This is a genomic window from Saccharomonospora cyanea NA-134 (assembly GCF_000244975.1).
GTDB lineage: Bacteria > Actinomycetota > Actinomycetes > Mycobacteriales > Pseudonocardiaceae > Saccharomonospora > Saccharomonospora cyanea.
Genome location: NZ_CM001440.1, coordinates 2,525,937 through 2,550,190, shown reverse-complemented (window position 1 = coordinate 2,550,190; position 24,254 = coordinate 2,525,937). Strand labels below are relative to the sequence as shown.

The following is a 24,254-nucleotide window of genomic DNA, read 5'->3' as shown; positions in this document are numbered from 1 at the left end:
ACAAACTGGCCGGCGTCGAGCGGTCTCAGACCAGGTGGCAGCCTGCCGGCGTTACTGCCGCACTGCATTCTTCGGGTCCTCGATTCGCTGCCGTCCGACACCGACGATGGCCTGGAGAAGCAGGGAGGGGCGCGTACCCACGGAGTTGACGAAGATAGTGGTGACCGAGGCTGCCATGGCGACCATCGCCCAGACCGGGTACACCAGGCCGGTCGTGGCGAGCGGGACGCCGATGCCGTTGAACAGAAACGCCAGGGCAATGTTGCCGCGGGCGTGCCGATAGGCGCGGTCGCTGATGTCGCGGGCATCCAGCACGGCACCGACCTGGTCGTGCAGCAGCACGATGTCGGCCGGTTCGACGGCGATGTCGGTGCCGACGCCACTGCCGACAGGTCGGCCCTGGCGTCGGTCAGCAGGCTGGGTCGCCCCGACACGGTGGCATGCACGCCAGAGCCGGTGACCGACTCGGACTCCTCCGGCTCGCCGACAGTGAGGCCGCGGTGTTGCGCAGCGGCCACGGGTAACACACGGATCGTGAATACTTCCGCCACTGACGGGGAATACCCGTGCCTGGTATTGCATGTCGGCCGAGGGAGTAGCGCATGACCGTCACCGGTGCGCTCGTCTTGCTGGCTGTGACGTTGGTGGGTGTCGCCGGTCTCTACGGCATCGCTTTCGCCGCCCGTCTGAGCGGCACCAGGGCTGACGTCTACCCGTTCCTCTCCGGACACCCGCCTACCGAGCATGCAGTGTCGCGGTACCACGTCCGTTGGTACACCGTCTCGATGATCTACCTCATCTTCGACATGGAGATGGTGTTCATGTACCCGTGGACGCTGGTCGTCGCGGAGAAGGGCACGTCGGCGGTCGTGGAGATGTTCGTGTTCCTCGCGATCCTTTTCGCGGGTGTCGTCTACGCGTGGCGTGAGGGGGCACTGCGATGGGCCTGACCGGGTGGTTGTTGCGCCACACGCCGCCCCGGCCGTTGGTGACGGCCACACCGGGCGGCACCGCTGCCCGGCTCGCCGTCGAACGGGTGCTGCGTGAGCGCGGCTGGCACGAGGCGGCGAGTCCCGCCGAGGCGAATCTCCTGCTCATCGCGGGCCCGCTCGACGACGACCTGGGGCCGTATGTGGAAGCGGTGTGGGCGCAGCTCCCTCGGCCACGCGCGCGGGCACAGATCGACTCCGCGGCGGCCGCACCGTCCGCAGTGAATGAAGTGGTCGCCACCCTCCGGGACACCGGTCTCCAGCGCCACCAGGCCGACGACGCACCGCCCGAGGGTCATGACATCGGCCATGAGCAGCAGGGACACCAGAATCACGAGAGCCACGAGGACGGCGGGCACGAGGACAACGAGGCCGGCGCCGACAACGGGCACCAGCACGCCGGGCACCAGCACGAGAACGAGAGCCAGAACAAAGACGAGAACGGCGACGGCGGTCACCAGCACCACGACATGGGTCACGACATGGGTGGCATGGACATGCCCGGCAACGTCGCGATGGCCGATCGGGGCGAGGACCGGGACGGGCTCACCCTCGACCGGGTGCATCTGCCGCTCGGCCCGGTGCTGCCGAACTGGCCCGCCGGGCTCGTCGTGCACAGCACCCTGCAGGGTGACACCATCCAGGACGCGACCGTCGAGACCGTGGGCTGTGGGCGTGACCCGTACCTCCATCCGTTCTGGACCGGTGACACCTACCTGATGGCCGCTCGGCGCCTCGACTCGTGCGCCCGCCTCCTGTCGGTCGCGGGCTGGGCCGACGCCGCGGCCACCGCCCGCCGGTTTCGCGACGAGATACTGCCCGGCGGCTGGTCGGTGCGGCCGGAGAACATAGCCCCGATGCTCTCGGCATGGGCGCGGCGCGTCCGCCGCTCGCGTGTCCTGCGCTGGTCCCTGACGGGGGTCGGCGTCACGCCTGATGTGCCCTCGACCCCGCCGGGTCTACGCGGCGACACGCTCGCCCGGTTACACCAGTGGCTCGACGACGCCGAGCGAGCACTCACCGGCACCGTTACGCCGTCCGATGAGGACGACCGTGCGCGTGAGGCCAGATGGACGCTCGACGCGCTGCCTGGCCTCCTCACGGGGACGGAGTTCGCCCTGGCCCGGCTGCTGGTGGCCAGTCTCGATCCCGACCTCGATACCGTGACCGCCGAGGTCGCTCATGGTTGAGGCGATCGGGTGGCCCGGCGCGTTCCTCCTGCCCGTGGTGCTGGGTGTGCTGGCGCTGGCGGCCGCCGCATTCGACGCGCACCTTGCCGCCCGCGCGGCCGGGACCTCGGATACGACCCGGTTCAGTGCGACCGTCACCTCGCCACTGCGGGAGACAGCGGGCCTGCTCGTGCAGCAACGACGACGCACCCTGGCAGCTGACACACTGCTGTGGCGGGGCGCGGGCGTCACGCTGGTCGCGGCGGCCCTGCTCGCGTCTCTCGTCACGCCCCTGGGGAATTGGGCTGTCGGGGACAGCGCCGTCGGCATCGTGTGGTTCAACGCGATGGAAGTCGTCGCCTGGGCGGCGGTGTGGCTGGCGGGCTGGGGCGGCAACTCCGCGTACGGGCTCATCGGCGGGTACCGGTTCCTGGCGCAGGGACTGGCCTACGAACTGCCGCACATGTTCGTGCTCACCACCGCGGCGATCGGCGCCGGTTCGCTCCGGGTGAGCGACATCGTGACGGCACAGCAGAACCTGTGGTTCGCCGTCTGGATGCCAGTCGCGTTCGTCGTGTTCCTCATCTCAGTGCTCATGATGGCGTTCTTCCCGCCGTTCGACGCGCCACTTGGCCGTGACATCGCCGGAGGGGCGGCCGTCGAGATGTCCGGCGCGGACCGGCTGGTGTTCGGCGCCGGTCGCTGGCTGCTGCTCGTGTCCGGCGCGGCGATGTCCGTGCCGCTGTTCCTCGGTGGCGGCCTCGGCCCGGTACTCCCCGGCTGGCTGTGGTCGCTTGTGAAGACCGTGGCGGTACTCGCGGTCCTGGTGTGGGTGAGCCGTCGGCTGCCCACCATCCGCATGGAGCGGTTCGAGGAACTGTCGTGGATCGTCCTGATACCGCTCACTCTGCTGCAGGCTCTGGTCGTGGCCGTGGTCGTCCTGGCCCGCACATCGTGACATGAGGAGGTGGACCGATGTGGACACAGATCGCGTTCTGGCTGTGCGCGGCCGGTGCCGTCATCACCGGAATCCTGGTGTTCCGAGTGGATTCCATGGCCAGGGCCACGTTCTCGCTGCTCGCGTCGTTCGTGTTCGCGGGACTGGCGTTGCTGCTGGTCCACCTGACCTATCTGGGTGTGCTCGTCATCCTCATGATGATCATGGAAATGCTCATCATGGTGGTCTTCATGGTGATGTACATGATGAATCCGGCCGGGTTGATGCCCATGAGCATGGTGCACAACCCGAAGGGCTCACTGGGGATCGCCGTCGGTACGTTCGCCTTGCTTGTGGTGGGCATCTACCTCATCGACTGGCCCACGTCGCAGGCCTCACCACCGCCCGACACCACGAGGCAGCTGGGTGAGGCGCTCATGGGCTCGAAGATGCTCGTGATGATGGTGCTCGGGCTGGCGTTGTTCGCCGCGATAGTTGTCACCGTCGTGCTGTCGACCCACCGGGGACGCTACGACCGCTTCGGCGACCGGCTGGACCGCACTCGACCGCGTGACCCCGTGCGGGGAGGTGTCGGCCGATGACGCTGCAGGACTACCTGCTGCTGGCGGCGGCGCTGTTCAGCGTCGGGGTGTACGGCGCGCTGTCCCAGCAGTCCATCGTCATGGTGATGATGGGCCTGGAACTGATGATCAACGGCGTGCTCGTCGGCGGTGCCGGGTTCTGGTACTTCACCTCGCCGGTCCGGCCGGACGGCCAGGTGCTCGTGGCGGTCGCGGTGACCGCGATGGCCATCGAGATGGCAGCCGGGTTCGCCGTGGCCACGGCGCTGCTGCGGGCCCGTGACGTGGACATGACCGACATGGCCGCCGACCTGAAGGACTGACGGGCATGCTGTGGTCACTCTTCGGGCTGCCACTCGTCGTTGGCGTCGCGCTGCTGGTGGCCGGCCATCGGGCCGACCATCATGCTGCGGTGGTGTCGATCGCGACGTCCGTGGTGACGCTGGGGATGTCGATCGCGGTCGCGATCATCCGCCCGGCGATGTCGGTGCCCTACCTGCGCGGCATCACGTTCGGGCTGCGGGTGGACGGGCTCTCGGCGGTCCTCGTGGTGACCGTCGCGGTGGTGACGCTCGCCGTGCTCGTGTTCGCGGCGGGCGAGTTCGGCGCGGGCGAGGCGCAGGCGCGCTACCACGGGCTGATGCTCGTGTTCGCGAGCGCGATGCTGCTGACAGTCACGGCCACCACGCTCGTCACGCTGCTCATGGCGTGGGAGGTCATGAGCGCGATGTCGTACGCGCTCATCGGGTTCCACTGGCGCCAGCGCCGGCGCGCCGCGTCGGGCACCGTGGCGTTCCTCGTCACCCGGGCGGCCGATCTCGGCCTCTACGTGGCGGCGGGCGCCGCGCTCGCGGGTGGGGCGAGCGGTCTCACGCTAGACGCGCTCGCAGGACTGCCGGACGGCTGGCGGGACGTCGTGGCCGGGGGCGTGATCCTTGCCGCGGCGGGGAAGTCGGCACAACTGCCGTTCAGTTTCTGGCTGGCCCGCGCAATGGACGGCCCCAGTTCCACCTCGGCGCTGCTGCATTCGGCCACGATGGTGGCGGCTGGGGCGTACCTGCTGCTGCGGCTGGAGCCACTGCTCGCGGCCACCCCCTGGGCGTCCCCGCTCGTCGCATGGTTGGGCGCGGTCACGGCGCTGGCTCTGGGTGCAGTCGCGGTGGTGCAGACCGACCTCAAGCAGTTGCTCGCCGCGTCGACGTGTTCGCAGGTGGGTTTCATGGTGCTGGCAGCCGGAACGGGTGGCGTGGCGGCTGGCAGCGCGCAGCTCGTGGCACATGCGCTCACCAAGAGCTTGCTGTTCCTGACGGCCGGGGCGTGGCTGATGGCACTCGGCACCAAGCACCTGCCGGATCTGACGGGCGTGGCACGGCGCTACCCGGTGGTAGGAACCACGTTCACCGTGGGCGCGGTGACGCTCGCCGGGCTGCCCCCATTGTCGTTGTGGGCGACGAAGGACCAGGTGCTCACGGCCACAGTGCCGTCCGCACCGGCGCTGTATCTCGTCGGTCTCGCCGCTGCCGCGCTGAGTGCCGCCTACGCGATGCGGGCAGTGACGTTGGTGTGGTCGCCGCCCACGGCGGAACCGCGGTTCGACACCGAGCACCCAGGCACGCGCCACGTCAGACGGGCGCAGAGCGTGGTGCTGCCGCCACTGGCGTCCGGGGCCGCGCTGCTCGGCGTGCTCGCGGTGCCCGACGTGTGGTCGGCGTTCGCCAGGCTGGTGTCCCACGGCCGGGAAGCCACCCCGGAATGGTGGGAGGCCGCCGTCTCCGCCGCCGTGGCGCTGGCCGCCGCCGCTGCCGCCGTCGCCGTGGTCCGCCTCCGTGGTGACGTGCCGGAACAGGACGGGCTGCTGCGCTGGCTGGGTCTGGAAGCATTCGCGCGCGAACGGATCGCCCGTCCCGCCGTGGCAACGGGGCAGGTACTCGCTCGATTCGACGACCAGGTGGTGGCCGGTGCCGTGCACGGGACGGCCGCGCTCGGGTTGCGGCTGGCCCGCATGACGACGCTGCGCTGGGAACCGGTGGTGGGCGGCGCCGTGCGCGGAGTCGCCGGTGGTGTTCGGCGGCTCGGCCACCTCGCGCGCCGTCCGCAGACAGGGCAGCTCCACCAGTACTACGCCGAGATCGCCGTCCTGCTCACGGCGCTGGTCGTGTTGCTGATCGTGTTGTGACCAGGGTCGAGAAGGTGAGGTGAACGTGCTCAGCGTCGTGGTGTTCCTGCCGCTCGCGGTCGCGGCCGGGCTCGTGGCCATGCCACGGGTGAGTGACAGGGTGGTGCGCTCGGTCTGGATCGCGACCACCGCGGCAGATCTCGCGTTGGTGGTGGCGCTGTGGATCGGGTTCGCGCCGGGGCCATCCGGATTCGCCTACGAGGTGAACCAGCGCTGGATTCCGACCGTGAGTGCGGGATACCACATCGGGGTCGACGGGCTGAGTCTGCCGCTGGTGGCGCTCACGGCGGTACTGTTTCTCGCCTGCGCGCTGTACTCGCTGCGCCAAACCCACCGGATGCGGGCATTCGCGGCGCTGTTCTTGTTCTTGCAGACGGTGTGCCTAGGGGTGTTCGTCTCCCTGGATCTCATCCTGTTCTTCGTCTTCTTCGACCTGTCCATCGTGGGCATGTACTTCGTGATCGCGCTCTGGGGACACCGCGGTGCGGCGCGCGCAGCACTGATGTTCTTCCTTTACACGTTCCTCGGCTCGCTGGCGCTGCTACTCGGCTTCATCGGCCTGTACGTGGCCTCCGACCCCCACACCTTCGACATCGTGGCCCTGACCGCGCAAAATCCGCTCGCGGGCGGAGGAATCTTCAGCGTGCTGGTGCTGCTGGCGATCCTGGTGGGCCTGGCCGTGAAGACACCGACGGTGCCGTTTCACACCTGGCTGCCTCCCGCGCACACCGAGGCACCCGCTGCGGGCTCGGCCATCCTCGCCGGGGTGCTGCTGAAGCTCGGCACCTACGGGTTCGTGCGGATCGCAATGCCGATCCTGCCGGGCACCTGGCGCGACTACTCACCGGCCATCGTCGCCATCGGTGTAGCCGGTGTGCTGTACGGGGCGTTCGTCGCGTTGGGACAGAACGACCTCAAACGGATGGTCGCCTACACGTCGGTGAACCACATGGGCTACATCCTGCTGGCTTTTGGGGCGGCCGGGCTCGTCGCGACGTCGGACGCGCAGGCACACGACCTCGCGGTGACCGGTGCCGTCACACAGATGGTGAGCCACGGGCTCATCACCGGAGCGCTGTTCCTGCTCACCGGGGTACTTTACGAACGCGGCCGCACCTACGACATGGACGCCTACGGGGGCCTCGCGGCGCGCACGCCCTGGTTCGCCCGGGTCACCGCCGTCGCCGCGTTCGCATCCCTCGGACTGCCCGGATTCTCCGGGTTCATCGCGGAGTTCCAGATCTTCACGGGCGCGTTGGGCCCTGTCCCGGTCGCCACGGCACTGGCTGTCGTCGGCATCCTTGTCACCGCGGCCCTGTTCCTGCGCGCCCTGCAGCGGGTCTTCCTCGGACCGGCGCGTGCAACCGGTAAAGGTGACATGGCCGACCTCGCGGGCGCCGAGGCGGCCGCCATCGTGCCGCTGCTGGCACTGGCCGTCCTCATCGGAGTATTTCCCCGGTTCCTGCTGGACGTGATCGAGCCCGCCGCCCGGGTCGTCGGAACGCTGGTGAGCCGCTGACATGCCCCGCACGATGCTCGCCGACCTGAGTCTGATCCTGCCGGAGTTGTTCCTCACCGGCGGTGCCGTGTGCGGGCTGCTGCTGGGCTCGTATCTGCCCCGGCGCTCCCAGTGGCTCGTGGACGCGTTGGCGGGTGTGGTGTGCGTCGCCGGTGTCGTCGCCACCGTGGTGGGCTGGCCGAACGGCGGCACGACGGTGTTCGAGGGCGCCTACGCGCTCGATGTGGCCACGGCTGTGGTGCGCATCGTGGTGCTGGTATCGGTGCTGCTGGTACTGGCGATCTCGGGCGAGTTCCGTGGCCACGCACGGAAAAGCGAGTTCGTGGTGTTGCTGCTGCTGTCCGCGCTCGGCACCATCGTGCTCGCCGGCGCGAACGACCTGCTGCTGCTCGTCGCCGCCTTCCTGCTGGCGAGCGTGCCCCTCTACGCGCTCACCGGGTTCGCGAAGGACTCCCCCGGCACCGAGGCGACCATGAAGTACTACCTCCTGAGCGCACTCGCCGGAACGGTGATGCTGTTCGGGGTGATGGCCGTGTTCGGCGTCGGCGGCTCCACCGGCTACGCCCGACTGGCTGAGACCCTGCCCACGACACCCGCCGCAGCCGTCGCCGCCGGTGCCGTCCTGGTGCTGGCCGGGCCGATGTTCAAGGCGGGCGCGGTACCCGTGCACTTCTGGGTACCCGACGTCACGCAGGGCGCCCGTCCCCCGGTGTCGGCGCTCGTCACCACGATTCCCAAGATCGGTGCACTGGTGGCGGTGTACCGCCTCGTCGCGGCCGTGCTCGCGCCGACGGCGCTGAACTGGCCGCTGCTCGTGGCCGTGGTCGCGGCCGCCACGATGACGCTGGGCAACCTCGCCGCCTTCTTCCAGGACAACGTCCGCAGACTGCTCGCGTACTCGACGATCAGCCAGGTGGGCTACCTGCTCATGGCGGTCGCCGCCGCCGGCGCGTCCACCCTCGCGTTGCCGAGCCTGCTGCTCTACCTCACCGCCTACGCCGTGACGAACCTGGGCGCGTTCGCGGTCGTGGCGGCACTGCCCAACGCCGAGACCCTGACCGACTATCGCGGGCTCGTGCGGCGCCACCCCTGGTTGGCGATCAGCCTCGTGGTGTGCCTGCTCGGGCTCGTCGGCACCCCACCCACCGGCGTGTTCGCCGGCAAGCTCACCGTGTTCACCGCCGCGTTCGACGCGGGGTTCGGTTGGCTCGTGGCCGTCGCCATCGCCAACACCGTCGCGAGCCTGTTCTACTACCTGCGCTGGATCGCGCCCGCCGTGCGCCCCGAACCCCTCACGCTGCCGACCAACCACGGAGCCGCCGGCGCCGCCGCGGTCGCGGCCGCCGTGTCACTGGCGCTCGGGCCGCTCGCGGGGCTCGTCCTCGCCCCGCTCGGCCACCCGCTCACTCTGCTGCCGTGACGATGCCCCACGTCTCTGGCCTCCCGGTAGCAGGCGCCGAAAAAACAACTCTCAGCCGTGCACGCGCTGGTCAGCGGGTGTCGCGGCGTATCTCGTCGTCAGCGACCTTGTCGACGAGCAGGGTGTAGAAGGAGGGGATCCGAGGGCACCATCCCGGCCTCGGGCCGGGTGGTTGCGCTGCTGATCTTGCTCTACGCCCAACCCTGGTGAAGATCGCGCGGCTGACCACCGATGACGTACTGCGCGGCGAGGACCAGGTTCTCATCCACCTTGGCGACCCACCGACATCGGTTCCGCAGCCCTTTGCCGGCGTGTTGCTCGACTACCTCGGAAACCGCTCCAACATGACCATCGCGACCAATATGCCTGTGGCTGTGCAACCTTGGCCTGCCCAACATCGATGCCCGCACCGCCACGATCTGTCAGCCACTCCGTGAGGCACCTGCATCGGTCGTCACGGAATGCTCGGCTACCACCCCGTCACTGTCGAGACTCTGGCCGTCAAGCCCGGGATGATCTGGCAGCGGCAGACAGGAGGCGACCACAGTCGCAAGGTGAGCTGGCTGTGGTGGCGGGGTGGGGCGTACATGCTGCGCATCCTGTGTCCCCGCTAGCCGATCAGGCTGGACCAGTAGGGCCAGAATGCTTGACCGACCATGTCGCGCGTCAGACTTTGTGGCTCAGGGGTTATGTAGGTTCCTGAGCAGGAGGTATGACGATGAGCCGTCCCCCGGTGTTCCCGGTGGAGGACAAGATCCGGATCGTGCTGAGCGTGCTGTCCGGGGAGATGACGATCGCCGAGGCCGCTCGGCGGAACAAGGTCTCGGAGCAGTCGGTGTCGCGGTGGAAGGCCCAGTTCCTCGAGGGCGGCCGGGCCGGGGTTGCCGAGGGCGGTAAGGCCGGTCCCTCGAGTCGTGAGGAGCAGTTGCAGGCCCAGATCGACGAGTTGACCACGGCACTGGGCGAGGCGCATGTCGAGCTGCGGGTGTGGAAGCGCTCCGCGGAGCGGCTGGCCCCTTCGAGGACCTCGAGGTGATTCGCCAAGACGCGGCGATGCCGGTCTCGAGGTTCACGGCCTTGATCGGCATCCCGCGCCGCACCTATACCCGCTGGATCAGCAAACAGCGCGCCGGGAACCCGCCGAAGGGCCCATGGCCGGCACCGGCGGTCGAGGCGTTCGAGCCGGTCGTGGAGAAGTATGCCCAGGCCTGGCCGGCGTGGGGACACCGCAAGATCCACGCATTGATGCGCGCCGATGGACACGAGGTGTCCGTTTCGACCGTGGAGCGGGCGATGCGGCGGCGGAATCTGTTGCAGTCCACGAAATATCAGGCTGAACGACGAGAGCTAGCCAAGGCCCGTAAGGCTGCGTTCGCCGAGCCGCCTACGGGGCCGAATCAGGTGTGGCAGCTGGATTTCTCTGAGTTCGAGACCACCCGTGGTGGGATCTGGCGGATCGCCGGGTGCGCGGACTACTACTCGAAGTACGAGTTCGGCTGGCACCTCGCGACCACCTGCAACGCCGCCGATGCCGAGCTCGCCGTCCGGATCGCGATCGCCGAGGCCGAGCGGCTGGCCGGTGGCGTGCCGTTGGCCGAGCAGCTCACCAACCCCGAGACCGGGCACATCAAGCGGATCAAGGTGGTCACCGACAACGGTGGCGCCTTCAAAGGCAGCAGGTTCGCCGCGTTCATCGCCTCTCGCCCCGAGCTGCTCCACATCCGCACTCGGCGTCGCTCACCCGGCCAGAACGGCGTGCGGGAACGGGCATTCGGATCGCTGAAGTACGAGCACCTCTACCGGATGGAGATCGACGACGGGCAGACCCTCGCCGCCGAGGCCGAGCGCTACCGGCACGTGTTCAACCACATCCGCCCCCACGAGGCACTCGGCATGCAACGACCGATCGAGATCCACCAGCAAGATCAACAAGCACAACTTTCATCCAAGAAAACTGAGCCAGATTCTTGACGCGGGACATTTTCTTCGCGCGGGTGATGCGCTGGGCCATGGTGGGTTCGGGGACGAGGAAGGCGTGGGCGATCTCGGCGGTGGTGAGGCCGCCGACGAGGCGCAGGGTCAGCGCGACGCGGGCTTCGGTGGAGAGCACGGGGTGGCAGGCGGTGAAGACCAGCCGCAGCATGTCGTCGGTGATGTCGCCGTCGAGGCCGGGGAGTTCGGGCTCGGTGTGGGTGGGGGTCTCCCGGCCGAGTTCGTCGATTTTGTGTTCGAGTCGTGTGCGCCTGCGTAGTTCGTCGATGGCGCGGCGTTTGGCCACGGTCTGCAGCCATGCGGCGGGGTTGGTCGGTACGCCGGAGTTCGGCCACTGTTCCAGGGCGGAGACGAGGGCGTCCTGGGCCAGTTCCTCAGCCATTCCGAGGTCGTGGGTCCAGCTCGCGAGAGAGGCGATGATGCGGGCGGATTCGATTCGCCACACCGCGTCGACGGTGCGGCGCACCTCGGTTGTGTCCACGTTCGTGTATCCAACCAGGTGCGCCGCTTCGGTCGGCGCTCGGCGTCGTCAGTGCGACAGCTTCTCCCGCATGCGTGCTTCGGCCTCCCTCACCTCGGGGGTGAGCGCGTCGCCGAAGTCCTCCTCGGTGAACACGCGGCGGATCTCGATCTGGCCGCCGGGGCCGAGCGGGGCGCGGCGGGCCCACTCGACGGCTTCTTCGCGGGAGGAGACCTCGATGACCCAGTAGCCTGCGACGAGTTCCTTGGTCTCGGCGAAGGGGCCGTCGATGACGGTGGGTGTGTTGTTCTCGTCGAAGGTGACGCGGGCGCCGTCGGAGCTGGGCGCCAGGCCGTTGCCGTCGAGCATCACACCTGCCTTCACGAGCTTTTCGTTGTAGGCGGTCATGTCGGTCAGTTCCTTCTCGGTGGGCATCTCGCCGGCCTCGGAACGCTCGTCCGCCTTGACGAACATCAGGTAGCGCATGGTGGGTGTCCTTTCCGCTGTGGGTGGGCTTGGTGCCCGTCCTTTCGTATTCCCGTCGAACGGGCGCCCGTCTTTTCGACACCTTCTCCGAAGTTTTTTCGCCGGGCTGAGCGTGCGCGGGCCCACAGCCGCCCCGTCGCTAGAGTTTCGTTCATGTTTTCCCGCTTCGTTGCTCTGGGTGACTCGTTCACCGAAGGGGTCGGTGACGACGACCCCTCCTCCCCCAATGCGGTGCGCGGATGGGCTGACCGGGTCGCCGAGCAGTTGGCCCACGCGCACGAGGGGTTCGTCTACGCCAACCTCGCCATCCGGGGGCGGTTGTTGCATCAGGTGCTGGCCGAGCAGTTGGAGCCCGCACTGGAGATGAAGCCCGATCTGGTGACGTTGTATGCGGGTGGGAATGATCTGATGCGGCCGAAGGTCGACGTCGACGCGTTGTGCGACGACTACGACGTAGCCGTGGAGCGGTTGGCGGCCACGGGAGCCACGGTGGTGCTGTTCACCGGGGTCGACGGTGTGGAGGACCCGATCTTCCGGCGGATGCGGGGCCGCACCGCGGTGTACAACGAGCATGTGCGGTTGATCGCGGCCCGGCACGGCGCGCTGGTGGTGGACATGTGGGCGCTGCGGGCGTTACGGGACCGGCGGTTGTGGTCGGCGGACCGGATCCACCTCAACACCCACGGGCATGTGCTGATCGCGGCGACGGTGCTGGACACGCTGGGTGTCGAGCACGGCATCTCCCCCACCCCGCTGGGTGAGGCGGTGGTGTTGAGCCGGGCGCAGCAGCGGGCGCAGAACCTGCGGTGGGCTCGGGAGCACGCGTTGCCGTGGATCGGCAGGCGGTTACGCGGTGCGTCCTCGGGTGACGGGTTGCGGCCGAAACGGCCGAGTCTCGCGCCGGTGGTTCTCGGGGAGGCCGCGGTCCGGAACTGATCCGCTCGGCTCGCGAGGCGTTGATCTTCGTGGCACCGTGGGGCGGTGTTCGAGAACTTCGAGGCCACGTTCGTCCCCGTCGAGGACGCGTCGATCTTCGTCCGTCACGGCGGGCAGGGCTCGCCCGCGGTGCTGTTGCTGCACGGCCATCCCCGCACGTCCGCGACGTGGCACAGGGTCGCTCCCCTGCTGGTCGATCGGGGGTTCACGGTGGTGTGTCCGGACCTGCGGGGCTACGGCCGCTCGCGGGGGCCGGCACCCACACCCGATCACGTCGGCTACTCCAAACGTGCGGTGGCGAACGATCTGGTGGCGGTGATGCGCGCCCTGGGGCACGACCGGTTCGTGGTCGCAGGCCACGACCGGGGTGGGGCGGTCGCGCTGCGCCTGGTACTCGATCACCACGACGCGGTGTCGCGGGTGGCTCTGCTGGACTGCCTGCCCCTCAGTGAGCACCTGTCCCGCGTCGATGCGACGTTCGCGACGCAGTGGTGGCATTGGTTCTTCTTCGCCCAGCCGGAGATCCCCGAACGCGTGATCAATGCCGATCCTGACAGCTGGTATCGGGGCGATCCGGAACGGATGGGCCGCGAGAACTACGAGGAGTGGCGTGCCGCCACCCGTAACCCTGACGTGGTGCGGGACATGTTGGAGGACTACCGGGCAGGTCTGACGGTGGATCGTCGGCACGAGGAAGCCGACCGGGCAGCCGGGGTGCGGGTGCGGTGTCCGGCGCTGATCCTGTGGTCGTTGCGGGACGACCTCGAGGACCTGTACGGCGATCCGGTGGAGATCTGGAGAACGTGGGCGCCTGATGTGCGGGGCCACGGTATCGAGTCCGGCCATCACATGGCTGAGGAAGCGCCGCAGCAGCTGGCCGCCGCGCTGAGCGAATTCTTCGGCCGGGCACGCGGTTGAGGGCGTGGTGGTGCGGGCGGCGGCGTACCGGCCCGCACCACCACGTCAGTGGGTCACTGCCGTCCGAAGGGCGGGCCCTGCGGCGGCATCGGTCCGCCCTGCTGCGGGGGCGGGTAGCCGCCCTGCTGCGGGCCTGTGAACGGCGCCCCACCGGCCGGGGGCTGCGGAGGCGCGGCAGGCGGCGGTGCCTGCGGTGGCGTGGTTTCGGTGGTCCGCTCCTGGTCGTGGGCCTGAGGCGGGCCTGCCGGTCGGTCGCCCTTCAGCGCGGACACCGCCGGCGGAGTGGAGCCACCGGTGTTCAGGGGGCTGGGCACCTCCTGCCGGGCGACGGCCTCGGCTTCGCGCACCGCTTCGGCGACCTTCGGGTCGGTGGAGGTGTCGAACCACGCCGACACTTCTTCGTCGTCCATCGACGGTGAGGGGGTCTCCTCGGCGGGCGGTTCGTAGCGGAACACGCCGTCGTCGCCCTTGGCCCCGAACTGGCGGGCGAAACCTTCGAGTGCCTTGCCGAAGTCGCTGGGCACCAGCCACACCTTGTTGGCGTCGCCCTGCGCCATCTGCGGCAGGGTCTGCAGGTACTGGTAGGCCAGCGCTTCCGGTGTGGGCCTGCTGGCCTTGATCGCGGCGAACACCTTCTCGATGGCCTTGGCCTGCCCCTGCGCCTGCAGGTAACGGGCGGCGCGCTCACCCTGGGCGCGCAGGATGCGGGACTGCCGTTCCGCCTCGGCGGACAGGATGGCCGCCTGCTTGGAGCCCTCGGCGGCGAGGATCTGGCTCTGCTTCTGGCCCTCGGCGGTCTTGATGGCGGCTTCCCGCTCACCTTCGGCGGTGAGGATCATGGCGCGCTTCTCGCGGTCGGCGCGCATCTGCTTCTCCATCGAGTCCTGGATGGAGGGCGGCGGGTCGATCGCCTTCAGTTCGACCCGCGCCACGCGGATCCCCCACCGGCCGGTGGCCTCGTCGAGCACGCCGCGCAACTGGTTGTTGATCTGGTCACGCGAGGTGAGCGCGTCCTCCAGCGACATGCCGCCGACCAGGTTGCGCAGCGTGGTGGTGGTCAACTGCTCGACACCCACGATGTAGTTCGAGATCTCGTACACCGCCGCGCGCGAGTCGGTGACCTGGAAGTACACCACCGTGTCGATCGAGACGGTGAGGTTGTCCTGGGTGATCACCGGTTGGGGCGGGAACGACACGACCTGTTCCCGCAGGTCCACGCGGGCGCGCACCTTGTCGAGGAACGGCACCAGGAAGTTCAGTCCTGGGCCGGCGACCGTGCGGAACCGGCCGAGTCTTTCGATGACCGCCGACTGTGCCTGTGGAACCACCATCAAGGCCTTCGCGATCGTGATGATCACGAACAGGGCGATGACGGCGACCACGATCCATGTTGTCGCGTCTTCCAAGACCCTCTCCTAACTGCCGTTCGGTTGTGGACACCGCGTGGGGGCGATGTCAGGGTGCGGCCGAGACGACGGCGGTCGCGCCGGAGATCTCCACGACCGTCACCGTGGTCCCGGGCTCGATCACTTCTGCTTCGGTCAGGCTGCGCGCCGACCAGACCTCGCCGGCGAGTTTGACCTGACCGCCGGCGCTGTCCACCACGGAGATCGTCACCGCGCTGGTGCCCAACAGCGCCTCGGTGTTCGTGCGCACGCCCGTCCCGGCGAGGAACCGGCGTTTCAGGGCGGGCCTGGCCAGGATGAGGAGCGCGGCGGAGGAGGCGGCGAACACGAGCACGTCGACGATCGGGTTGCCGCTCAGCGCCGCGGAGCCTGCTCCGGCCAGTGCTCCGATGCCGAGCATCACGAGAACGAAGTCCCCGGAGAGCACCTCGGCCGCGACCAGGACGAGTCCGACGATGAGCCAGATGATGGCCGCTGTCATGGGCTTATGCTCCCAGATCGGCGATCACTACACCGAGTAGCGCGCAGGCCGTGTCCCAGCCGTTATCTCGTCGCGGGCGTCACGGCGTGTCTTCGGTGACGAAATCGATCAGCCGTTCGACCGCGCCCAGCAGGGGTGTTTCCAGATCGCGGAAGCTGCGCACCCCCGCGAGCACGCGCCGCCAGCCCTCGCCCGGTTCGCCCCAGCCGAGTACTGAGCACACCCCGGTCTTCCAGTCCTGTCCCCTGGGCACGGTGGGCCAGGCGGTGATGCCGACACTCGCGGGTTTCACCGCCTGCCACACGTCGACGTAGGGGTGTCCGGTGACGAGTACGTGGTCGTGGTCGATCGCGGCCACGAGCCGGGACTCCTTGCTGTCTTCCACCAGGTGGTCGACCAGCACCCCGAGTCGCCTGCCCGGAGCCGGGTCGAACGCGGCGATCCGCTCGGCGAGGCCGTCCACACCGTCGAGGGGTTCGACGACCACGCCCTCCACCCGCAGGTCGTGGCCCCACACGCGCTCGACGAGTTCGGCGTCGTGCAGGCCCTCCACCCAGATGCGACAGCCGCGGGCGACGCGGGCGCGCAACCCGTCGACGCGCACGGAGCCGGACGCCGAGCGTGACGGCGCGGCGCGAGCCGTCACGCGGGGCGGTACGAGCGTGACGGGGTCACCGTCGAGCAGGAACGCGGCGGGCCCGAACGGGAACACCCGGTGGCGGCCGTGGCGGTCCTCGAGCACGACACCGCCGGGTTCGCAGCGCACCACCGCGCCGCAGAACCCGCCCGCCGCTTCCTCGACCACGAGCCCGGGCTCGGCGGGCACCCGGGGAACCTGCCGCCTGCGGCGCGACGTGGCCAGCACGTCGTCATACGAGTGGGAACGCACGGGCTGTGACCGTAGTCGGCGTGGGCGCCGGGCGCTCGCCGCCACGCCGGGCCGGGCTGTCACGTCCGGGGGCGGGGCGCTACGGTGATCACCGGTGTGCCGGGAAGTCTGGTCGGCGTCGAGATACCGGAGCCAACACGAACGGACGTGACCTCGCACATGCCTCACCGGCGCACTGCCTCATCCCCGGGGAATCTCTCGATCTATCGCACATCCGTGGGCCGTGACGCGGTCGCGCGCTGGTGCCGGGATCGGCTCGACGCGTGGCCGCTGACGCACGAACGACACGAGATCACGGTCGACGGTGCGGTGACGCACGCGGTGACGGCGGGCCACGGGGACCGCACGGTGGTGGTCGTTCCGGGCACGAACACCTGCGCGGCCGTGCAGTACCCGCTGGTCGCGGCGCTGGGCCGCCGGTGTCGTGTGGTGGCGGTGGACCTGCCCGGCCAGCCCGGCCTGAGCAGCGGCGACCGGCCTCCGGCCACCGACCGGCTCGCCTGGTACGGCCGCTGGTTGGGGCAGGTGATCGAGAAGGTCACCCACGGCCCGGTGACGGTGCTCGGGCACTCGCTCGGCGCGGCGGTCGCGCTGGCGTGCCCGGCACCGCAGGTCGAGCAGCAGGTGCTGCTGTCCCCCGCCGGTGTGGTGCCGCTGCGGGTCACTCCCGGGGTGGCGCTGGCGGCGGCGGGCTGGGTGGTCCGGCGAGCGGACTCCGGCAGCCGGCGGTTGCTGCGGGTGATGCACGCCCCCGGCAACCGTCCGCGCGCCGAACTGGTCGAGTGGATGACGCTGGTGGCCCGGCACGTGCGGTCGAGCGCCGATCCGGGGCTGCTGCCGGTGCCGGACCGGGACGTGCGGCGCACCGTCGCGGTGGGGGCGGCGGACGTGTTCCTCCCACCGAGCCGCCTCGCACCGCACGTGCGCCGTGCGCTCGGTGTGGAGGTGAGGGTCGTGGACGACGCCGGGCACTTCGTCACCGACGAGCGCCCGGACGCGGTCGCGGCTCTCGTGGACGGCTAGAACAGCGGCCAGGGCAGGGCTCGCCAGTCCTGGCCGGGCGCGGGGAAGACACCGGCTGCCAGGAGGGCGTCGGCCCGCTCGGCGACCGCGTGGATCTCGGCTGCCGTCAGGTGCGGCTCGAGTGCCGCCCCGAGGTCGTGGTCGAGGGCGAAGCGCAGTTTGCGGAGTTTGTCGACCATGTCGTCGGGCAGCGGTTCGCCGAGCCAGCCCCACAGCACCGTGCGCAGTTTCGGGTCGGTGTGCAGGCAGACGCCGTGGTCGACGCCGTAGACGAGGCCGTCGGCGCCGTGCAGCACGTGCCCGCCCTTGCGGTCGGTGTTGTTGACGACCACGTCGAGCGCGGCGAGTTCCCGGACACCGGGGTGGTCGGCGTGGGCGAGTACGGCGGGGTTGCCGTCGGCGTCGTGGGCGTGCAGGACGACCCGCCACCCTTCGGGCACCTCGTCGAGCGGGCACACCTCGACGAGGTCGTCGTCGGCGGTGTCGACCCACAGCTGCACCATGCCTTCACCGAAGGGCCCGTCCCGCAGCACGGTCGGGGGCACGTGGCCCAGACCGATGGTGTCCGAGATCAGGTAGGTGGCGGTCTCCCGCCCGGCGAGCGTGCCGTCGGGGAAGTCCCACAGGGGCCGCTCCCCCGCCACCGGCTTGTACACGGCGCCCGCGGTGAGCCCGTCGAGTTCGACGGTGCAGAACAGGGTGAGGTTGGAGGCGTCCACGAGCCGCCCCTCCACGTCCAGCGTGCCGTGCGCGACCAGTTCAAGGGCCGCGGGGTCGCTCGCCTGCACGTGCTCGACCAACGCGCGGTCAGTCCTCGTCGGCCAGCTCGGCGCCGCGCCGGTATCCGTTCTGGCGGGGGCAGATGTGCCCGGCCGGGTCGAGTGGTTCCCCGCACAGCGGGCAGGGTTTCCGGCCTGCGTTGACGACACGGTCGGCGCGGACGGCGAACGCGCGGGCGGCGACGGGGGTGAGGAACACCCGCACGGCGTCGGGTCCTTCCTCGGTGTCGTCGAGCACGACGGCCTCGTCGATCTCCGTCTCGGTGATCGCGAGCAGTTCGATCACCACTGCCTTGCTCTCGGCGTCCCAGCCGAGCCCCATCGTGCCGACCCGGAACTCCTCCTCCACGGGCACGTCGAGGGGGTCGTTGTCGACGACCTCGTCGTCGGCCTCGTCGCCGATGTCGGCTCCGAACCGGCTGGCGATCTCCTCCAGCAACGACGTCAACCGCTCGGCCAGCACCGCGACCTGCTGCTTTTCGATCGTCACGCTGATCGTGCGCGTGTCCTCGCGGACCTGGAGGTAGAACGTGCGGTCGCCGGGTTGCCCGACGGTGCCCGCGACGAAGCGGTCGGGTTGACGGAAAACGTGAATGACACGAGCCATGGCACCTACGACCCTATGCCAACTCCCCCGATCGAGCGCGTTCGGGGGCTGGAGTCTCACGCAAGATCTTCTAGGCTGGCGCAATGCCTTCGATCGCGCCCTACGGCAGTTGGAAGTCCCCGATCAGTGCGCACGACGTCGCCGCGGCCGGTGTCACCCCGCACTGGGTGGACGTCGTGGACGACGCGGTGTGGTGGGCGGAGTCGCGGCCCGCGGAGAACGGGCGGGTGGCGGTGATGCGCTTCCTCGACGGCGCGACCGAGGAGGTGCTGCCCGCGCCGTGGAACGCCCGCAACCGCGTGCACGAGTACGGCGGTCGCCCGTGGCTGGTGGTCGGTGACCTGCTGGTGTTCACGCACTGGGACGACCAGCGCGTGTACGCGCGGGATCTGCGTGACGGTGCCGTCACGGCGCTCACCCCGCGACCCGACCGCCCGCACGGGGTGCGGTTCGCCGATCTGCGGCCGGGCCCTGCCGGTGAGGTGTGGGCGGTGCGCGAGCGGGTGACCGGCGCGGGACGCACCGACGTGGCACGCGATCTGGTGGCGGTGCCGCTGTCCGGCGGTGAGCCGCGGGTGCTGGCCGCGTCGCACCACTTCCTCACCGCGCCGCAGCTCTCCCCCGACGGTCGTCACGCCGCGTGGCTGGGCTGGGACCACCCCGCCATGCCGTGGGACTCGACGTCGTTGTGCGTGGCCGAGGTGACCGCTGACGGCACGTTCGGGCCGCACCGGGTCGTGGCGGGCGGCGACGGGGTGTCGGTGTGCCAGCTCGACTGGGACGGGCCGGGCGCGCTGCTGGTGATCGCCGACCCGGACGGCTGGTGGGTACCGCACCGGCTCACCCTCGACGGTGACCGGACGTCCCTGACACCGTTGACGACGGTCGAGGCGGAGATGGGCGGCCCGCTGTGGAAGCTGGGGTCGCGGTGGTCGGCCGCGCTCGGCGGAGGCAGGCACGCCGTGCTCACCGCGCACGGCCTCGGGGTGCTCGACGAGGTCACCGGAACGCTCACCTGGCCGACGGAGGAACTCACCGCGTGGACACCGACACTCGCACGCCACGGCGACGGCGTGGTGGGGGTCGCGGCGGGTCCGCGGCGTGGCGCGACCGTGGTGCGGGTCGATCTGCGCGACGGCACGGTGGCCGACCTGACCGACCCGCCGCCGACCCCGCCCGCGCAGTACCTGCCGGTGCCGCAGGTGCGATCGTTCACCGCCGACGACGGCAGCCGCGTCCCCGCCTACGTGTACGCGCCGCACAATCCCGACCACACCGGCCCCGACGGGGAGAAACCGCCGTACCTGGTGCACGTCCACGGCGGTCCCACCGGGCGCAACCACGCGGTGCTCGACCTGGACTTCGCCTACTTCACCAGCCGAGGGATCGGTGTGGTGGCCGTGGACTACGGCGGCTCCACCGGCTACGGCAGGCGCTACCGCGAACGACTGCGAGGCCGGTGGGGTGTGGTCGACGTGGCCGACTGCGCCGCCGTGGCGCGGGCGCTGGCCGACGAGGGACTCGCCGACGCGCAGCGGTTGGCGATCCGGGGCGGCAGCGCGGGCGGGTTCACCGCCGCCGCCTCCATCACCTCGGTGCGCACCTACCGCGCCGCCACCGCGAGGTACCCCATTCTGGACCTGCTGCCCTGGAGCAGCGCAGGCGGCGAGACCCACGACTTCGAGTCCCGCTACGTCGAGGGCCTGGTGGGGCCGCTGCCGGACACCGACGGCCGCTACCCGGCCCGCTCACCTGTGCACAACCTCGACTCGCTCGCCGGTCCCGTCCTGCTGCTCCAGGGATTGGAGGACGAGATCTGCCCGCCCGAACAGGCCGAACGGTTCGTGGCCGCCCTGCACGGCAGCGGCATCCCGCACGCGCTGGTGACGTTCGAAGGCGAACAGCACGGCTTCCGCAAGGCGGAGACGATCGTGACCGCCCTGCGCACCGAACTCGCCTTCTACGGGCAGGTGTTCGGCTTTGCCACCCCGGAGGTGCCGCCTGTGGAGCTGCGGCACTGACACGAGGAGGCGGACGTGGAGGTGAGCGTGCCCGGACTGGTGCGGCCGGTGCGGCCGGGGGACACCGTGGCGCTCGTGGCGTGCGCGGGCCCGGTGGACACCGACGCGCTGCGCTGCGGGGTCGCGACACTCGAGTCCTGGGGCCTGCGGGTGCGGCTCGGCGCGACCGTGCGCACCCGCCACCCGACGTTGGACTACCTCGCGGCCACCGACTCCGACCGCGCCCGTGACTTCGAACGCGCCTGGCTCGACCCGGACGTGACCGCGGTGATCGCCGCCCGCGGCGGCTACGGCAGCCAGCGCATGATCGAGCTCGTGGACTGGGACGCGCTGCGCCACGCGGAACCCACCGTGTTCGCCGGGGCCAGCGACGCGACAGCCCTGCACGCGGCGATCGCCGCCCACGTGGGCACCCCGACACTCCTGGCGTCGATGCCGGCCACCGCCTACTTCGACCCGGTGGCCGCCGAACACCTGCGGGTGGCGTTGTTCGACCCGCCCGGCGCGCGGCAGCTGACCAGTCCGAAGGCGGAGACGCTGCGTTCCGGCCATGCCCGTGGCGTGCTCGTGGGCGGCAACCTCACGGTGCTCGCGGCGAGTGTCGGCAGCCCGGAGTTCCGCCCGGCGCGCGGCGCGATCGCGGTGCTGGAGGACATCGGCGAGGAGCCCTACCGCATCGACCGGATGCTGACCCAGCTGTTGCGCGCGGGCTGGTTCGACGGGGTGGCCGGGCTCGCGCTCGGGTCGTGGACCGACTGCGGGGTCGACTGCGACGTCGTGCGGGAGGTGCTGCGCGACCGGCTGGCCTCGCTCGGGGTGCCGACGGTGTGGCGGCTGAACATCGGACACCACCCGGGTGCGCTCGCGGTGCCGTTGGGGGTGCCCTCCGAACTCGACGCCGACACGGGCACCCTCACCGTCACAGCAGGGGTGTGAGGCCGCTCCGGCTCCGGCAGCGCAGGACGCCTCGGCTGCGGGGTTTGGCGTCCTGTTTTCGGGCGAGCGCGGCGTCGATCCGTTGCCGCTCGGCGTCGCGGAGCTTCTGGTAGTGCTCCGCGACGGCCTGGTCACCGACCTTGCCGGCGGCTTCGGCGGCGGCCCGCAACACCAGCAGGGGCAAGCCGGGCACGTCGCGTGCCTGACGGTCCGCCTCGACGAACACCGCCTCGGCCAACTCGCCCTCTACGGACCCGGCCAAAACGCCCACAGCACCTTCGCCCACCGCACCGCGTTTCCGTCGCAGTCATCGCCGTCGTCGCCGTCGGCACCCGTGGCCCGCTCGTAGCGCAGCTCACGCCATACAGCAGGCGAGTCCCGCATCCGCGCCAACTCGCGCCGCGCAGCCTCCCTCATCCGTCAAGGACCCACCATCATCGGTGTCTGATCGCACCCCATACGGCAGACCCGTCCGGTGCGTTCGGGCGACCCCGCTGGTGGCGACCCGCCTACGCTCGCGGGTATGCGCATGGACGTGGCGACGGCGCGGCGGCTGTTCGCGTCGGCGCGGGTGGCTCGCCTGGCCACCGCGGGCGCCGACGGGGTCCCGCACCTGGTGCCGGTGACGTTCGCCCTCGATGGCGACGACGTGGTGTGGGCCGTCGACGCGAAGCCGAAGACGACGACGGCGCTGCGCCGGTTGCGCAACATCGCCGCGCAACCCAACGTGTCGCTGCTGGTGGACCACTACGACGAGGACTGGTCGAGGTTGTGGTGGGTGCGCGTCGACGGGCACGCCACCGTCACTGGCGTAGAGGACGAGTCGGCGGTGGCGGTACTGGTGGCGAAGTACGAGCAGTACGCGCGCACCCCACCCGGCGGGCCTGTGGTGCGGGTGCGGGTCAGGACGTGGCGCGGCTGGTCGGCGGCCCCTCAGCCTGTCCCGGATCGGTCTCACTCGCCGCGGTGACCGGCTGTCGCCGCCACACCCCGATCAGGCCGAGCGGGTCGGGCTTGAGCAGTGAGGCGGCACCGTAGAGGCTGGCGGCGATCACGCCGATGATGAACCACCAGTCGTAGAGGCTCTGCTCCCCGGTCGGGTAGTACACCAGCACCAGGAACATCGACACGGCCACCACGACGGCGAGGTGCACGCGCCGCCACGGGAACGCCGACAGGATCACGAAGCCCCACGTCAGGTACCACGGCAGCGTCGGCGGCGAGAACACCGCCACCGCGAGCAGCGTGACACCCATGCGCAGGATGGCTTCCCTCCCGCCGTTGCGGGCCAGCCACCACTGCCACACCATCACCGCGGACAGCGCCACCCACGCCAGGCCGCGCGCCACGGTGACGAACGGCGACACCGGCACGTCGACCACGAGGTTGACCAGGGTGTGCGCGATCTCGCCGAGCCCGGTGGGGAAGTTCAGCCAGTTCGCGATGATCTGGGGTGCCTGCAGGCCGGCGACCCAGCCCAGGTTGAACGAGCCCAGCGACACCCACGTGCCCGCCGTGAACACCACCGCGAAGATCGCCAACGACGGGGTGACCGCCTTGACGAACCGCCGGAACAGACTCTCCTCGCGTGGCAGGTGGTTGGCCCACACCCACACCAAAAACGGCAACGCCACCGCCGCGGTCGGCTTGATCAGCATGCCCACCGTGACGAGCGCGATGGCGAGCGCGTGTTTGCGTTCCAGCGCGGCCCACACGCCGACGGTGAGGAACGCCAGCATCAGCAGGTCGTTGTGCGGGCCACCGACCAGGTGGATCACCGTCATCGGACTGGCCACGGCCAGCCACATCGTCACCGGCAGCCGCCCGCCGAGGTGGCGCACCAGCTTCGGCAGCGCCCACAGCATCCCGGCCAGCCCCAGCAGCAGCACCACCCGGGTCAGGATCACCCCGGCGATCATGTTGTTGCCGGTGACGCCGACGATGTTCTCGGCCACCAGCAGGAACAACGGCCCGTACGGGGCGGGGGTGGTCTGCCACAGCGGGTGCACGTTCTGCACCACGTCGGGCAACACGTCCAGCGCGGCGGGCCCGTAGTCGTACGGGTCGAGCCCGTGCAGCAGCTGCGCCCCCTGCCCGAGGTAGGAGAACACGTCCCGCGTGAACAGCGGCGGCGCGATCAGCAGCGGCGCCATCCACGCGAACGCGGCGACGACGATGGGTCTGGTGCCGATGCGGCCCGCGAGCGCGTACCGGCCCAACCGCACCCACGCCCACACCACCAGTCCGAAACCGACGTAGAGCACGGTGGTGGCGAGTGCGTGCCCGTGGCCGTAACGCATCCACGACAGTGGCCCGGCCCCGATGACCGGGTCGCGCACGAGGATGCCCCCGGCGCCCAGCGACGCGAGCATCAGCACCACACTGCCGATGACACCCATCGCGATCGTGCGGTACGGGAAACGAGCCGTTTCCCCGGCACGGGCCTCAGCCCGTGCTCCTGCGGTCTCCTCCGCGGGCGTCTCGGCGCTCGGCGCGGAATCGGTCGTGGTGGCCATACTGCGTTCTGAG

The 24,254-nt window shown here is 70.2% G+C and carries 28 protein-coding genes and 1 pseudogene; 18 read left to right on the top strand and 11 right to left on the bottom strand.

All coding sequences use genetic code 11. From position 1 onward, the window contains the following. Nucleotides 1–51 precede the first annotated feature (51 nt). Nucleotides 52–342, bottom strand: coding sequence for a hypothetical protein (locus tag SACCYDRAFT_RS11980; protein ID WP_040927630.1), 291 nt, complete (start codon nucleotides 340–342; stop codon nucleotides 52–54). Nucleotides 343–602: 260 nt separating this feature from the next. On the opposite strand from SACCYDRAFT_RS11980, the gene SACCYDRAFT_RS11975 reads away from it, so the two are divergent. From SACCYDRAFT_RS11975 to SACCYDRAFT_RS11930, 12 genes are all read left to right on the top strand, one after another. After that, the gene (locus tag SACCYDRAFT_RS11975) at nucleotides 603–950 is read left to right on the top strand and encodes an NADH-quinone oxidoreductase subunit A (RefSeq protein WP_005456442.1); all 348 of its coding nucleotides are present in this window, start codon (nucleotides 603–605) and stop codon (nucleotides 948–950) included. Continuing rightward, nucleotides 941–2,179, top strand: a complete 1,239-nt coding sequence (locus SACCYDRAFT_RS11970) for a DUF4779 domain-containing protein (RefSeq protein WP_005456441.1) — start codon at nucleotides 941–943, stop codon at nucleotides 2,177–2,179. Before SACCYDRAFT_RS11975 ends, SACCYDRAFT_RS11970 begins: the two co-directional genes overlap by 10 nt. Next, nucleotides 2,172–3,116 carry an NADH-quinone oxidoreductase subunit H gene (locus SACCYDRAFT_RS11965; protein WP_005456440.1) on the top strand — a complete coding sequence of 315 codons (945 nt, stop codon included), beginning with the start codon at nucleotides 2,172–2,174 and terminating at the stop codon, nucleotides 3,114–3,116. Before SACCYDRAFT_RS11970 ends, SACCYDRAFT_RS11965 begins: the two co-directional genes overlap by 8 nt. 17 nt (nucleotides 3,117–3,133) lie before the next feature. Continuing rightward, nucleotides 3,134–3,697, top strand: a complete 564-nt coding sequence (locus SACCYDRAFT_RS11960; protein WP_005456439.1) for an NADH-quinone oxidoreductase subunit J — start codon at nucleotides 3,134–3,136, stop codon at nucleotides 3,695–3,697. After that, entirely contained in the window at nucleotides 3,694–3,999 is a 306-nt protein-coding gene (locus SACCYDRAFT_RS11955) for an NADH-quinone oxidoreductase subunit NuoK (protein ID WP_005438241.1), read from the top strand. The genes SACCYDRAFT_RS11960 and SACCYDRAFT_RS11955 overlap by 4 nt, the downstream gene beginning before the upstream one ends. Nucleotides 4,000–4,004: 5 nt before the next feature. Next, nucleotides 4,005–5,852: a proton-conducting transporter transmembrane domain-containing protein gene (locus tag SACCYDRAFT_RS11950; RefSeq protein ID WP_005456438.1), complete on the top strand. Its 1,848-nt coding sequence runs from the start codon at nucleotides 4,005–4,007 to the stop codon at nucleotides 5,850–5,852. A gap of 25 nt (nucleotides 5,853–5,877) precedes the next feature. After that, nucleotides 5,878–7,371, top strand: coding sequence for a complex I subunit 4 family protein (locus tag SACCYDRAFT_RS11945; protein WP_043537235.1), 1,494 nt, complete (start codon nucleotides 5,878–5,880; stop codon nucleotides 7,369–7,371). Nucleotide 7,372: 1 nt separating this feature from the next. Beyond that, nucleotides 7,373–8,791, top strand: a complete 1,419-nt coding sequence (locus SACCYDRAFT_RS11940) for an NADH-quinone oxidoreductase subunit N (RefSeq protein WP_005456434.1) — start codon at nucleotides 7,373–7,375, stop codon at nucleotides 8,789–8,791. 206 nt (nucleotides 8,792–8,997) lie between these two features. After that, nucleotides 8,998–9,228 (top strand): hypothetical protein, encoded by a 231-nt coding sequence (locus tag SACCYDRAFT_RS26340; protein WP_157606499.1) that lies wholly within the window; start codon nucleotides 8,998–9,000, stop codon nucleotides 9,226–9,228. Nucleotides 9,229–9,252: 24 nt separating this feature from the next. Beyond that, entirely contained in the window at nucleotides 9,253–9,405 is a 153-nt protein-coding gene (locus SACCYDRAFT_RS26615) for a hypothetical protein (RefSeq protein ID WP_005438234.1), read from the top strand. 104 nt (nucleotides 9,406–9,509) lie between these two features. Continuing rightward, nucleotides 9,510–9,827: a helix-turn-helix domain-containing protein gene (locus SACCYDRAFT_RS11935; protein ID WP_005456432.1), complete on the top strand. Its 318-nt coding sequence runs from the start codon at nucleotides 9,510–9,512 to the stop codon at nucleotides 9,825–9,827. 17 nt (nucleotides 9,828–9,844) lie between these two features. Continuing rightward, nucleotides 9,845–10,762 (top strand): integrase core domain-containing protein, encoded by a 918-nt coding sequence (locus tag SACCYDRAFT_RS11930; RefSeq protein WP_198284920.1) that lies wholly within the window; start codon nucleotides 9,845–9,847, stop codon nucleotides 10,760–10,762. Between the two features lie 10 nt (nucleotides 10,763–10,772). Here SACCYDRAFT_RS11930 and SACCYDRAFT_RS25810 read toward each other — a convergent pair. Continuing rightward, nucleotides 10,773–11,282, bottom strand: a pseudogene (locus SACCYDRAFT_RS25810) (RNA polymerase sigma factor); the annotation flags it as partial. A gap of 30 nt (nucleotides 11,283–11,312) precedes the next feature. Then, nucleotides 11,313–11,729 carry a YciI family protein gene (locus SACCYDRAFT_RS11920; protein ID WP_005456430.1) on the bottom strand — a complete coding sequence of 139 codons (417 nt, stop codon included), beginning with the start codon at nucleotides 11,727–11,729 and terminating at the stop codon, nucleotides 11,313–11,315. A 153-nt stretch (nucleotides 11,730–11,882) separates the two neighbouring features. Between SACCYDRAFT_RS11920 and SACCYDRAFT_RS11915 the strand changes: the two genes are divergently transcribed. Together SACCYDRAFT_RS11915 and SACCYDRAFT_RS11910 are read left to right on the top strand one after the other, a co-directional pair. Next, nucleotides 11,883–12,665, top strand: a complete 783-nt coding sequence (locus SACCYDRAFT_RS11915) for an SGNH/GDSL hydrolase family protein (protein ID WP_005456429.1) — start codon at nucleotides 11,883–11,885, stop codon at nucleotides 12,663–12,665. Between the two features lie 45 nt (nucleotides 12,666–12,710). Beyond that, the gene (locus SACCYDRAFT_RS11910) at nucleotides 12,711–13,583 is read left to right on the top strand and encodes an alpha/beta fold hydrolase (RefSeq protein WP_005456428.1); all 873 of its coding nucleotides are present in this window, start codon (nucleotides 12,711–12,713) and stop codon (nucleotides 13,581–13,583) included. A gap of 53 nt (nucleotides 13,584–13,636) precedes the next feature. Here SACCYDRAFT_RS11910 and SACCYDRAFT_RS11905 read toward each other — a convergent pair whose 3' ends face one another. From SACCYDRAFT_RS11905 to SACCYDRAFT_RS11895, 3 genes are all read right to left on the bottom strand, one after another. Beyond that, nucleotides 13,637–14,914 (bottom strand): SPFH domain-containing protein, encoded by a 1,278-nt coding sequence (locus SACCYDRAFT_RS11905; RefSeq protein WP_232283849.1) that lies wholly within the window; start codon nucleotides 14,912–14,914, stop codon nucleotides 13,637–13,639. 124 nt (nucleotides 14,915–15,038) lie between these two features. Then, entirely contained in the window at nucleotides 15,039–15,470 is a 432-nt protein-coding gene (locus tag SACCYDRAFT_RS11900; protein WP_005456425.1) for an NfeD family protein, read from the bottom strand. A 79-nt stretch (nucleotides 15,471–15,549) separates the two neighbouring features. Then, nucleotides 15,550–16,359 (bottom strand): DUF3097 domain-containing protein, encoded by an 810-nt coding sequence (locus SACCYDRAFT_RS11895; protein ID WP_005456423.1) that lies wholly within the window; start codon nucleotides 16,357–16,359, stop codon nucleotides 15,550–15,552. A gap of 216 nt (nucleotides 16,360–16,575) precedes the next feature. Between SACCYDRAFT_RS11895 and SACCYDRAFT_RS11890 the strand changes: the two genes are divergently transcribed. Further along, the gene (locus tag SACCYDRAFT_RS11890; RefSeq protein WP_232283821.1) at nucleotides 16,576–17,382 is read left to right on the top strand and encodes an alpha/beta fold hydrolase; all 807 of its coding nucleotides are present in this window, start codon (nucleotides 16,576–16,578) and stop codon (nucleotides 17,380–17,382) included. On the opposite strand, the gene SACCYDRAFT_RS11885 is transcribed toward SACCYDRAFT_RS11890, so the two are convergent. Both SACCYDRAFT_RS11885 and SACCYDRAFT_RS11880 read right to left on the bottom strand, forming a co-directional pair. Beyond that, nucleotides 17,379–18,182 (bottom strand): SCO1664 family protein, encoded by an 804-nt coding sequence (locus tag SACCYDRAFT_RS11885; protein ID WP_052309099.1) that lies wholly within the window; start codon nucleotides 18,180–18,182, stop codon nucleotides 17,379–17,381. The genes SACCYDRAFT_RS11890 and SACCYDRAFT_RS11885 overlap by 4 nt on opposite strands. A gap of 7 nt (nucleotides 18,183–18,189) precedes the next feature. After that, nucleotides 18,190–18,768 carry a DUF3090 domain-containing protein gene (locus tag SACCYDRAFT_RS11880; RefSeq protein ID WP_005456419.1) on the bottom strand — a complete coding sequence of 193 codons (579 nt, stop codon included), beginning with the start codon at nucleotides 18,766–18,768 and terminating at the stop codon, nucleotides 18,190–18,192. Nucleotides 18,769–18,851: 83 nt separating this feature from the next. Between SACCYDRAFT_RS11880 and SACCYDRAFT_RS11875 the strand changes: the two genes are divergently transcribed. Together SACCYDRAFT_RS11875 and SACCYDRAFT_RS11870 are read left to right on the top strand one after the other, a co-directional pair. Next, nucleotides 18,852–20,789 carry a S9 family peptidase gene (locus SACCYDRAFT_RS11875; protein WP_005456418.1) on the top strand — a complete coding sequence of 646 codons (1,938 nt, stop codon included), beginning with the start codon at nucleotides 18,852–18,854 and terminating at the stop codon, nucleotides 20,787–20,789. 15 nt (nucleotides 20,790–20,804) lie between these two features. Then, on the top strand, nucleotides 20,805–21,725 hold the full coding sequence (locus SACCYDRAFT_RS11870; RefSeq protein WP_005456417.1) for a S66 peptidase family protein: 921 nt from the start codon (nucleotides 20,805–20,807) through the stop codon (nucleotides 21,723–21,725). Here the strand turns inward: SACCYDRAFT_RS11870 and SACCYDRAFT_RS11865 are convergent. Next, nucleotides 21,709–21,987 (bottom strand): hypothetical protein, encoded by a 279-nt coding sequence (locus SACCYDRAFT_RS11865; RefSeq protein ID WP_043536412.1) that lies wholly within the window; start codon nucleotides 21,985–21,987, stop codon nucleotides 21,709–21,711. The genes SACCYDRAFT_RS11870 and SACCYDRAFT_RS11865 overlap by 17 nt on opposite strands. Continuing rightward, on the bottom strand, nucleotides 21,972–22,142 hold the full coding sequence (locus SACCYDRAFT_RS26335; protein WP_157606498.1) for a hypothetical protein: 171 nt from the start codon (nucleotides 22,140–22,142) through the stop codon (nucleotides 21,972–21,974). Before SACCYDRAFT_RS26335 ends, SACCYDRAFT_RS11865 begins: the two co-directional genes overlap by 16 nt. A gap of 106 nt (nucleotides 22,143–22,248) precedes the next feature. Between SACCYDRAFT_RS26335 and SACCYDRAFT_RS11860 the strand changes: the two genes are divergently transcribed. Continuing rightward, nucleotides 22,249–22,695: a TIGR03668 family PPOX class F420-dependent oxidoreductase gene (locus SACCYDRAFT_RS11860; RefSeq protein ID WP_005456412.1), complete on the top strand. Its 447-nt coding sequence runs from the start codon at nucleotides 22,249–22,251 to the stop codon at nucleotides 22,693–22,695. Here SACCYDRAFT_RS11860 and mptB read toward each other — a convergent pair. After that, entirely contained in the window at nucleotides 22,628–24,241 is a 1,614-nt protein-coding gene (mptB, locus tag SACCYDRAFT_RS11855; protein ID WP_005456411.1) for a polyprenol phosphomannose-dependent alpha 1,6 mannosyltransferase MptB, read from the bottom strand. The two genes, SACCYDRAFT_RS11860 and mptB, sit on opposite strands and share 68 nt — an antisense overlap. Between the last annotated feature and the right edge of the window lie 13 nt (nucleotides 24,242–24,254).